This is a genomic window from Plantactinospora sp. ZYX-F-223 (assembly GCF_039649625.1).
In the GTDB taxonomy this organism is placed as follows: domain Bacteria; phylum Actinomycetota; class Actinomycetes; order Mycobacteriales; family Micromonosporaceae; genus Plantactinospora.
Genome location: NZ_JBDJAV010000040.1, coordinates 77872 through 88713, shown reverse-complemented (window position 1 = coordinate 88713; position 10842 = coordinate 77872). Strand labels below are relative to the sequence as shown.

At 72.8% G+C, this 10842-nt stretch carries 6 protein-coding genes and 2 pseudogenes; 4 read left to right on the top strand and 4 right to left on the bottom strand.

From position 1 onward, the window contains the following. The 3 genes and pseudogenes from AAH979_RS32245 to AAH979_RS32235 all read left to right on the top strand — a co-directional run. A pseudogene (locus AAH979_RS32245) lies at positions 1–758 on the top strand (hypothetical protein); the annotation flags it as partial. Between the two features lie 55 nt (positions 759–813). Beyond that, positions 814–1086, top strand: a pseudogene (locus AAH979_RS32240) (glycoside hydrolase family 15 protein); the annotation flags it as partial. Positions 1087–1198: 112 nt separating this feature from the next. Beyond that, positions 1199–1906, top strand: a complete 708-nt coding sequence (locus AAH979_RS32235) for a MerR family transcriptional regulator (RefSeq protein ID WP_346261907.1) — start codon at positions 1199–1201, stop codon at positions 1904–1906. A gap of 25 nt (positions 1907–1931) precedes the next feature. On the opposite strand, the gene AAH979_RS32230 is transcribed toward AAH979_RS32235, so the two are convergent. Beyond that, on the bottom strand, positions 1932–2747 hold the full coding sequence (locus tag AAH979_RS32230) for an AraC family transcriptional regulator (protein WP_346261906.1): 816 nt from the start codon (positions 2745–2747) through the stop codon (positions 1932–1934). A 936-nt stretch (positions 2748–3683) separates the two neighbouring features. On the opposite strand from AAH979_RS32230, the gene AAH979_RS32225 reads away from it, so the two are divergent. Continuing rightward, a complete protein-coding gene (locus AAH979_RS32225; protein WP_346261905.1) occupies positions 3684–4928 on the top strand; it encodes a PQQ-dependent sugar dehydrogenase in 1245 nt (414 codons plus the stop codon). 281 nt (positions 4929–5209) lie between these two features. Here AAH979_RS32225 and AAH979_RS32220 read toward each other — a convergent pair whose 3' ends face one another. From AAH979_RS32220 to AAH979_RS32210, 3 genes are all read right to left on the bottom strand, one after another. After that, the gene (locus AAH979_RS32220; protein ID WP_346261904.1) at positions 5210–8119 is read right to left on the bottom strand and encodes an AAA family ATPase; all 2910 of its coding nucleotides are present in this window, start codon (positions 8117–8119) and stop codon (positions 5210–5212) included. 441 nt (positions 8120–8560) lie between these two features. Further along, a complete protein-coding gene (locus tag AAH979_RS32215; RefSeq protein WP_346261903.1) occupies positions 8561–9328 on the bottom strand; it encodes a hypothetical protein in 768 nt (255 codons plus the stop codon). Between the two features lie 68 nt (positions 9329–9396). Then, the gene (locus AAH979_RS32210) at positions 9397–10485 is read right to left on the bottom strand and encodes a toll/interleukin-1 receptor domain-containing protein (protein ID WP_346261902.1); all 1089 of its coding nucleotides are present in this window, start codon (positions 10483–10485) and stop codon (positions 9397–9399) included. Positions 10486–10842 lie beyond the last annotated feature (357 nt).

Genomic DNA, 10842 nt, shown 5'->3' with positions numbered 1-10842 from the left:
GTCCGCAACCGCCACCCGGTCCGCAACCGCCACCCGGTCCGCAGCCGCCGGCCGGCAGCCCGGGTGCGGTAGCCGGGCCGGACCGGTCGGGGCGGCGCTCCGGCGACGTCGTCGGCGTCGTCGAGGGTGCGGTCTCGGTCGACACCGACTACCACGAGTTCTGGGGCCCGCCCGCGCTGGTCGCCGTGACGTTCCTGGTCGGCGTTTTGGCCACCGGGTACGCCGTGGCCGGCGCGGCCGACACCGCGACACTGCTCGGCCGGGCCCTGCTCGGGCTCGCGGCGCTGATCGTGCTCCCCCGGCTCGCCCTCGGACGGTTTACCGGGAGGCCACCCGCCGGCACCCCGCTCCGGCCGGGCCGGCGGCACGGATCGACCGGGAAGCCGTCGAAGCCACCGGCCGGAGTACGCCGGAGCCTCCGCCTCCCGGCCAGCGGCCACCCGCTGACCGTACGCCGGTTCCGGATCCGGACCCTCGGCAACGAGACCCTGGCCGGGGTACTGCCCGGAGAGCTGTCCGGCGCCGAACTCCGCCCCGGTGACGTGGTCCGGTTCAGGGGCCGGGCCAGCCGCGACGGTCACCTGGTGCTGCACCGGGTCGATGTGCTTGCCGGGCCCGCCGGTCCGGTGGTCAGCCGGGTCACCACCCGCCGACCGGTCGGCTACCTGCTCGCCCGGTTCGGAAACCACACGGGACTCGCCCTGGCCGCCCTGACCGTGCTCTGGGTGGCGGCGGTCGTACTCGGGCTGGTGCCGTGAGCCCGACCGTCCCGGAATGAGCGGTGTCGAGCGCCGTGCGGTGGGTAGTCCCCCGCGCCCGCTGGGCCCCCCGGAGGGGGCGTTCCGGCTCTGCGGATTCCTCGCCGCCCTCAGCCTGCACCAGGCCGGGGACCCGGTCGGCACGGGGCACTGGTTCGAACGCAACCGCGCCGGCTGCGGCTCCCCCCCCCCGGCCCTGCACTGCGAGGAGTACGACGTGCCGCAGCGGCTGCTCCGGGGCAACCTGCCGCAGGCGCTCGTACCCGCGCTGCTGCCGGAGACGGCGGTGACGCTGAGCGGACCGGCCGGTGGCCCCGACCACTCCTGACCCCGCTCACCGCCACCGGTCGCGCCCACCGGACGACGGTAGTAATTTCACCAATACCCCGCGCCGGGTCGCATCGGTACGTTCGAATCGCCCCAGGACGTGAGGAGTGGCCGTGACGGTTACTGTGCCCCAGCTCGGCGACCGCGCCGGCCCGGCACCGGCGACCCCGCGGTACACCATCGACGCCCTCGCCCGCCTGGTCGGGATGTCACCGCGCAACATCCGGGCGCATCAGGCCCGCGGTCTGCTCGCGCCACCCGCCCGGTACGGCCGGACCGCCTACTACAGCGCCGGCCACGTTCGCCGGCTGGAGAGCATCAAGTCGTTGCAACGGCAGGGCTTCAACCTGGTCGCCATCGAGGCGATGCTCGGGGTACGCCACCCGGCGCCCCCGCCCGCCGAACCGCTGGCGACCGCACTGAACCGGCTGGCCGCCGAGCACCCCGCCCTGCTGCACAGCCTCGCCCGGCACGGCGTGCTGGTGCGCGCCGAGGACGGCTCGGTCAGCACGGCCCGCCCCCGGGCCGTGCAACCCGCGCTCGACCTGCACCAGGCCGGCGTACCGGTGCTGGCCGCGCTGCGGCTGCTCGGCGAGGTGCTGGACCGGCTCCGTCCGGTCACCGACGAACTGGTGCCGGCCGCCGGCACCCGGTTGGCACAGCTACGCCGGGCCGGTGTCCCGGCCACCTCGGGTCAGCAGCCCGAGCACGAGACGGCGGTGCTGACCCAGGGCCTGGCCCGGCTGCTCAGCGAGGCGTTCCGGGTCGTCGCGGAGAACGCCTGCACGGGGTCTGCCGGCGGGATCGGCCCTGACCGCTGACTCCTGTGGAACCCCGCCGCGACCGTCAACTCCCGCCGCGCCGGCGGGCGTAGCGGGCCGGGGTGGTGCCCAGGTGCCGGACGAAGTGCCGGTGCAGGTGGGCCTGGTCGTGGAAGCCGACCGCCACGGCGACGCTGGCCGGTCGCTCCCCGGCCAGCAGCAACCGGCGGGCCCGGTCGACCCGCCGACCGGTCAGGTAGGCGTGCGGCGGCAGGCCGTAACTGCGGGTGAAGCACCGGATCAGGTGGCTGGGATGTGCGTCCAGGATCACCGCCGCCTCCCGCAGGGACATCCCGACCGCGATCCTGGAGTCCAGCAGCTCCCGCAGCCGGCCGGCCAGCCGGTCCGACCGGCCGCTCGGCGGGACGGGCGCGAGCGTGTCGAGATGCTCGTGCAGCCGATCCCGGATCAGGGCGAGCCGGGATTCGGCCTCGAACGCGTCGCCGGGGTGGCCGAGCGAGGTGTGCAACTGGTGGATCCGGTGTCGCAACAGTTCGTCGTCCAGGACCGGACCGTCCACCGCGCTGCCGACCAGGTGCTCCGGCAGTACGGTCGTGTCGAGGTAGAGCACCCGCTTGCGGAAGCCGGCCGGGGTGACCGTCCGGCCGTCGTGGGTGACGCCGGGCGGGAGCAGCAGCACCGTGCTTCCGGCGGTCATCCCGTGCCGGTGCCGGTCGAGGGCGAAGTCGACCGATCCCCCGTCGAGGATCATCAGGTCCCAGGTGTCGTGGGTGTGCGCCGGATAGGCGTGCTCGGTGAAGTGCGCGTGGAAGACCTCGGCGATCCCCGGCACCTTCGGCCGCCAGGCGCTGATCGTCGTACCGGACCGCTCACCTGCCATGTCAGGAACGTACAAGACCGGTGCCGCGCAGCGGCGGGACGCTCACGCGATGGGCGTTGTCCGCTCCTCAGCCCGGCTGAGTGAACCTCTTTCAACCTGAACCGCGCGACGCTCGCGCCCCGCGTCCGACCTCGCGGTCCACCGGACCGCAAGGGGAGGTTGAAGACCGCTGAGCGTGCGGGCTATCGGAAATCGCCGTGTATTCCGGATGTATTGACCTCCGTCATAGTTCTGGCGTCACACAACGCGCGAAATGGCCGATCGGAGGAATTCCATGCGCATCATGCGTAACGCTGCCGTAGGAATCAGTCTGGGTACCGTCTTGGCGCTCGGCACCCCATTCGCTCCGGCGCAGGCGGCCGGGCAGGCCGCCGCCGCGTTCTGTGCGCCGGAGCACTGGCAGGACGAGTACACCTACGGCGGCCGATGCGTTGGCAGCGAGACTTTCTACTACGCAGCGGTACCATGCGAGAACGGCGCCGTCGCACGCGGACCCGCCGTCCGGGGGTCGACGTGGTCCTATGCGTACTGCAGCAAACTCAACTCGCGGATCCGCCCCGGCGCCCGGGGTGACATCTACCCCCTCTAGTCGCTACACGACGGTGGGGCGAGCAGCCGGTCGAGCAGCCGGGGGGACGGACGTCCTCTCGCGTCCGGCCCCGCTCCACCAGCCAGTGGTGAAGCAGACCGGGCGAGACCCGTCAGGTCCTCCGCCCGGTGGCCGTGCCAGTCAGCGGTTGACCTACGTTTTCCTTGCTCAACCGCGCGCTCAGATTGGAGGCGATCGTGGTCGCGTCCTTGCCGTCCCGTCGACTGATACCCCTTCTCTGACCGGAAAGGCGGCAAGACGGCGGGTTGGATATTGGCGGGCGCCGATGTACTGTGGGAACGCTCCCAGATTGCGTCCTCCACCCCACTTGCTCGAGGAGCTGAAACATGTCGCGACGGCGTTGTCGCCCGGCCACCATGCTGGCCGGGCTGCTCGTTCTGGCCCTGTCTGCGTTCCTGTTGCCACCGGCGTCGGTGGCCGGCACCGCCGCGGCCGGCGCATCCCACACCCGCGCGGTGCCACTCGCTGAGCTGACCGTGGTATCCGAACAGGTGGCTTCCGGTCTGCAGCGTCCGATCGCGATCACCGGGCTGCCGGACGGCCGGATGCTGATCGCGGAGAAGAACGGCACCGTCCGCGCCTACCACCCCGACACCGGCTTGGCGGCCGAGCCGGTGCTCGACCTGACCGCCCGGATCGACACGTCGGACAACGAGCGCGGCCTCCTCGGCATCACGCCTGCGCCGAACTTCGCGCGGACCGGGATCCTCTACGTGGCCTACACGAGCCTGCCGGCCGGCGCGCTGACCCTGGCGCGAGTGCCCATCGGCGCTCCGGAGCGGGTGCAGGTGCTGCTCACCCAGGAGCACGCCGAGTACGGCAACCACAACGGCGGACAGGTGGCGTTCGGCCGCGAGGGCTACCTCTACTGGTCCCTCGGCGACGGCGGCCACGCGAACGACCCGTTCAAGGCCGGTCAGGACCTCGGCACCCTGCTCGGCAAGATCGTGCGGATCGACGTCAACCGCAGCTGCGGGGCGAAGCCCTACTGCGTGCCCGCCGACAACCCGTTCGTCCGCACGCGCGGCGCGCGGCCGGAGATCTGGCTCTACGGGCTGCGCAACCCGTGGCGGTTCTCCGTCGACCCGGTCGACGGCTCGCTGTGGATCGGTGACGTCGGCCAGGGCCTGGTCGAGGAGATCAACCACATCCGCCCGTGGCAGGGTGGGGCGAACCTCGGCTGGTCCTGCCGGGAGGGCACCCCGGTGTTCGACCCCGAGCAATGCCGGCCGGGCGTGCGGTACACCGACCCGGTCTTCGAGTACGAGCACTTCATGACGGAGAGCTGCTCGGTGACCGGCGGCGTGGTGTACCGAGGGTCGGCAACTCCGGAGGCGTGGGGGACCTACGTCGCGAGCGACTACTGCTCGACCCTTGCCTTTGCCGTGCGTCCCAAACCCACGGGCGGCTACGAGTCCGCCACGATCGGCAACTTCCCCATCCAGCCGACCGCGATCGACGCCGACGTGCACGGCGAGCTGTACGTGCTCAGTGACCTCCCGGGATGGCTGAGCCGGGTACGGTTCGAGCGGGTCCAGCCCACCTCTGGCGGCGGGGCGGCCAACCGCTGAACCCCGGGCAATCCCCTCCGCATCCGCAAGACCCCTGGGGGACGGCCGCGTCCGGGCGGCCGTCCCCGGCTCACTCCGATACAGACCCCGGGTGCGTTTCTTCTTGAATGACCTGCGTGATGTGCGTCGATGTCTGCCTGTTGCGGTGAAAACCATGGATCACCATCGATCACCCCATTCGTGGCGCCGTCGACACCGCCTCTCCGCTGACTACCGCCAGCAATCATTTCTGGCCAAACCTGCGGCGATGCGTTCCAACGGCTCGGACAGCGCCGACCCCGTCATCCCCGAGCCAGCAGGCTGACCAGGGCGGTACGGGAGGTCACCCCGAGCTTCCGGTAGATCCGCATCAGGTGCGCGTCGACCGTACGCGGGCTGATCTGGAGCTGTCGGGCGATCACCCGGGACGTGGCACCGGTGACGGTCAGCTCGGCGACCTCCCGTTCCCGGGCGGTCAGCAGCGCCAACGGATGCGCCTCGTCCGGCGCCGCCCCCGGCTGGTCCGCCGGCACGGCACGCCGGGACAGCCGGGCGGCCAGCCGACGCTGCGCCCGGTCCGCCTGCCCGGCCAGCCAGCGTGCGCCGCTGGCCGCGAAGAGCTGCTTGGCCCGGCCGAGCTGCTCGCGGGCCGATTGCGGATCACCGGTCGCCACCCGCGCCTCGGCGAGCACCATCCGGGCCTGCCCCTCGGCCACCGGCATGCCGGCCGCGCCGAGCTGACCGATCGCCGGCGCCACCTCCGCCACGGCGTCACCCGGGGCACCGTGCGCCAGGGCCAGCGTCGCGCCGGCCAGCCCGACCAGCCCGAGCCGCCCGGGCAGGTCACCGGCGACAGCGGCGGCCCGGGTCAGCCAGCGCCGGGCCTGCGGCGGTATCCCACCCGGCCCGCCCCCCGCCGATCCGGCCCGACCGGCTCCGGCGGCGGAGAGCGCCCGTACGACCAGGACACCCGCCTCGGCCGGCCCGAGGCAGCGGTACGTCTCCGCGTCGGCGAGCAACTCCTGGCAGCCGGCGTCGTCGCCGACCGCCGCACTCGCCTCGGCCAGGTGCGTCCGCACCACCGCCCGGTACAGCGTGGACCGGGGGGCGGCGCGGCCGCGCAGCCTCTCCAGGGCCGGGCGCACGGCGTCCGGCCCGGCGAGCCAGAGCAGCGGCCGGAGTCGTACCGCCGCCGCCAGCGTCGCCGCCTCGACACCCCCCTGCCACCGGGCGATCTCCTCCGCCTCCTCGGCGTCCCGCAGCGCGTCGTCGACCCGGCCCACCGTGCCGTAGAGCACGGACCGGGCCGCGTAGAGCAGCGGGTGGACGTGAATCCGCCCGTATCGCAGCCCCACCTCGATGCCCCGCTCCGCGTGCGCCAGTCCGTCGTCGACCCGGTCCAGCATCGCCTCGATCCAGGCGAGCAGGGCGATCGCACCGAGCTCGTCCCGGAGCGCGACGTCGCCGAGGGCGTCGATCATTCGGGCGGCGTACGAGACTCGCAGCCGCGCGGTGGCCAGCGGCTCCCGGGCGACCGCGCAGGCGGCCAGTACGGTGCTCGCGGCGGCCTCGATCCCCCGGTGCCCGCCCTGCCGCGCCCGGTCCACGGTCTTGCCGGCGTGCCTGGCGCCGGCCCGCCAGCGGCCGGCCAGCATCTCCGTCACCGCGAGTTCCAGCCGCAGCATCGCCTGCGGCGTGCCGGTGGCACCGAGCCGTTCCAGTTCGGTGCTGAGCAGCGCACTGGCCACGTCGAGCCGACCGGCCAGCCGCTCCAGCACGGCGAGCTGCTCGACCGCGGCGTGCCGGTACGGGCCGGCGACCGCGACGAGATCGTGCAGCACGGTCCGCGCCTCGTCGAACTGGCCGGTCACCCCGAGCGCCTTGCCGAACAACAGTCGCAGCTCGGCCCGGCGATCGGCCCGACCGGGGCCGTCCGGCAGTGCCGACAGCGCGACGCGCAGCCAGCCGGCGCTGGTGCTCGGTGCCGTACCCATCGTGGTCATCGCGGCCGTGGCCAGCACCTCGGCGCCGGCCTCCTCACCCGGCTGGATCGCCTTGGCCAGGTGGTGGGCCCGGAGCGTCAGCGGGGCGCCACAGCGTTCGAGGTGGGTCGCGGCCCGGCGGTGGGCGGCCAGCCGCCAGGCCGGACCGGCCAGCCAGTACGCCACCGCACGCACCAGCGAGTGCCGGAAGTCCAGCTCCGCGCCGACCGGACGGAGCAGGTTCCGGGCGACCAGCGCGTCGAGCGCGGTGCTGGTGCGGTGCGGGTCGATCCCGGCCGCGGCGGCGACCGTGCCGATGTCGAGGCCGGGTCCGACCACGGCGGTGGCCTGGAGCACCAGCCGTTCGGTCGGGCCCAGCCCACGGATCTCAGTCGCCATCGCACCGTGCAGCGCGCTGGTCACCGGCTCGTCGGGAAAGTCGCCGCGACGCAGCGCGCCGAGGACCTGCGTCGAGGTGCCGGCCAGCAGTTCCAGGTAGAGCGGGTTGCCTCCACTGACCTGGTGCAGCAGCCGGCGCCGGGACGCCGGCTCGGCCGGCAGCAGTTGGTCGACGTCAGCCCCGGTCAGCGGGGCCAGCCTGAGCCGGTCGGGCAGCGGCGCCAGGTGGGCGAGTTCCTCGGCCAGTCTCGGCGGGCACTGCTCGGACCGGAACGCCAGCACCACCGTGATCCGGGCGTCCGGTGGATGCCGCAGCAGATAGCCGAGGAACTCGACGGAGGCGTCGTCGGCCCACTGCACGTCGTCGAAGACCAGCAGGGCCCCGGCGGGACGGGCGGCGGCGGCGACCAGACCACGCAGCCGGCGGTGCCGCTGGTGCCGCTCGACCGCAGCGGTGGCCGGCCCGGTGCCGTCGGGGTCGCGCATCGCGAGGCTGTCGAGCGACGCGTGCAGGTCGGCCCGATGATCGGGTACGCCGGCCAGCGCGTCCAGCAGCACACCGTACGGGAGGGAGCGCTCGAACTCGGTCGCCCGACCGAGCAGCACGGTACGATTCCGGCCGCCGGCCACCCGCGCCAGCTCGGCGACGAGTCGACTCTTGCCGATGCCCGGTTCGCCGTCCAGCACCAGGAACCGGGGTCGTGACCTGTCCTCGTCGAGTAGCGCGACCATCCGGGCCAGCTCGGCACCGCGACCGACCAGGGCGGCGACGGTCTGTGCCGCCGCCGCTCGCGGTACGGCCGTCGGCTCCGACGGCGATGTGACCGGCACCTGCGTACCTCCAGGACATGGGTTGATCCTGGTCCGAGGTAACCGCGTTGACCGTCGTCCATGCCAGAGGCGATCGGACCGAACTATCAGCAGTCATCAGTCCATTGACACCACAGCGCCGAGAACCTATGGCCGACCGCCCCGGAACGTCCCCGGATGCCGGGGACGTTTCCGCAGTTCACACCGGGCGGACGGGCTTCCGGTCGGGCCCGGCCGCCGTGGTCACGGGGACGGCGGGCGGCGGCAGCGGGGGCGGGGGTAATCGGGGACGGTGCCGCTCCCGGGCCCGGCGTCGGGTGTGGACTTCCCGCAGTACGGGACGGCCCGGTCCCGCAGGTAGGACCCTCGGCGATCGGCGAGACGCCGTACCCGGGCAGGGGTTTCCGGACGCTCTCCCCCGCCAGTCCGGTCCGGGCCGGCGGACGTCGCCGGGCCGGGCCGTCAGTGCCGCAGTTTCGCGACCGCCTGCCGGACGATCCGCATCCCCACCATCCCGGGCATCGCCTTGGTCGCCATGCCGCGCAGGTTCTTGACGGCCATGCCCTTGTCGGCCATCCCGCGCATGCCCCTGGCCACCGCCATCCCGCCCAGGCCCTTGCCGGCCATGCCACGCAGCTGCTTGCCGGCCATCCCGCGCATGCTCCTGGTCCGGTACGTGATCCCGTTCATCCGGTTCAGCATGCCCTGCACCACCTGGCCGGGCTTCTGCTGCTCACCGGCGAGCGCGGTGACCACGATCAGTCCGCCGGTCAGGGCCGGAATCACCCACTGCAACACCCGCAACTGCCGCTGCCGCGCCGCGACACCCGGCGGTGTGCCGTTCTCCGGGGCCGTCGTCGCCACCACCGGCGCCTCGGTGGTCTTCTCCAACTGCATCCCGAGCATCCGGCTGTAGCCGGTCGCCGCCAGCGCCGCCACCGTCAGCCCGGTCTTGACGGCGCTCATCCGGCCCACCCCGGACTGGACGAGCATCCGTGGACTCTCGGTGATCAGCTCACCGGCGGCACCGGCGACATGGGTGCCGATCGCCGCCGCGTTCACCGGGGTCCACCTGGCCCAGCCGGCCGAGGCGACCCCCAGTCGCTGTCTCGAGTCGCTCACCTTCGCCGCCGCGCCGTTGACCCCGATCGCCCCCATCAAGGCGCCGCCGAACCAGGCAGCCAGGCCGAGATCGTGCATCGAGCGCAGTACCGTATGCCGCTCCGACATCTGCCAACCTCCGTCGTAGGAGATCCGCCGGGTACCCGCGCGGCAGGCTTCCAATCCCGCCGCGGGGACTATTCCAGGACGGTGTCGTCGTCGGGTACGCCCAGGTCCTGGATCTGGTAGTCGATGCTGTGCAGCGGCAGGTTCCGGACGAAGAAGACCCGCGACGGCAGTCCCGTCGACCGCCGGGTCCCCTGGGTGATCCCGGTACCGGTGAAGCAGAGCCAACTGATCCCCAGCACCTCCCGGATGAAGTAGTCCGTACCCCACGGGGTGTACCTACGCTCCCGGATGGTGCAGCTCGAATACCACGCCTGCTGGTCGTCGGAGTAGTAGTTCCGGGGCGGGCGGCCGAGCAGCGTGCGCTCCTCGTCGGTCGCCTCGAAACACCCCGCCCGGCTCGGGTCGGAGAGGATCCGGAACGCCGCCTTCCAGGTCGCCGGCAGCAGGTCCATCTTGCGGCGGTTCAGCTCGCCCAGGTCGAAGGTGAGGGCCAGCCAGGGACCGTTGGAGTTGTCGACCTGCTCGAAGGCGTCCCCGATCCAGAGATTGGCGAGGATCTGCCGCAGGGTGCGGTGCCGCTGCTCCTCGTAGTCGCCGACGAAGACGTACTTGCGGGTGCTCAGGCCGAGCTGGCCGGTGGGGTCGAAGCCGTCCCGGGGTACCAGCCGGACGGCGCGCTCGACCACCGTCCGCTCCTCGTACCGGCGCAGCAGTTCGTCCGGGGGCAGCGCCAGGCAGTGCCGGAGGGTGTCCCGGAGCCGCTCGGCGACCTGCCGCAGCCCACCCGCGTCGGTGACCGGTACGGCCTGCTTGAGCCGCAGACCGTAGGGAAGGTGGGCGGCTCCGGCAGACTCGTCCAGCAGGATCGGCACGACCCGGTGCAGGCCGTCCTCCCGGCGGGACAGCTCGACGGCCTGGGCTATCTCCTCGCGCTGGTAGTAGGCGCGGTCCGTGCCACCGGAGATCAGCACCAGGGTGACCGCCGCGCTTCGCTGCGCCGCCGGCAGCCGGCTGTCCCAGTCGTCGCCGGGCAGCAGGCTCCGCTGGTCGAGGAAGACCCGGAAGGGCGGACTGAGCAGGTCGTACAGTTCCTCCGCGGCGGCGCGGTCCGCGGTCGCGTACGCGATGAAGAAGTCCCAACGGTCCTCTAGGGTCATTCCCCTGCTCCCTCTCCTCGGCCCAATCGCCGATCGGGATCGCACCGACGCCCCATCCAAGCAGCCCGCCCGGCGTCCGTCGATGCGAACCACTGGCCCGATGAGCCTTTTCGACCTGGACCCCGCGGCGCTCACACACCGCCTCCGACTCCTGCGTTCCGGCAGACCGCGGCGGGAGCCGGATCCCGGCCGACCCGACCGCCCGTGTTCCGCAAGTGCCGTACCGTTCCGAGGAACAGGTGCGGAATTGCCGACGGCACGATCCGTTTGGCGTACCCGTCGGTGCCGCCGACCGGTGCGGCGCTCCGTTCGGGCATTAGCGCGGGGTAGATCAGTCAGGAGAGCGGAATCGATCTG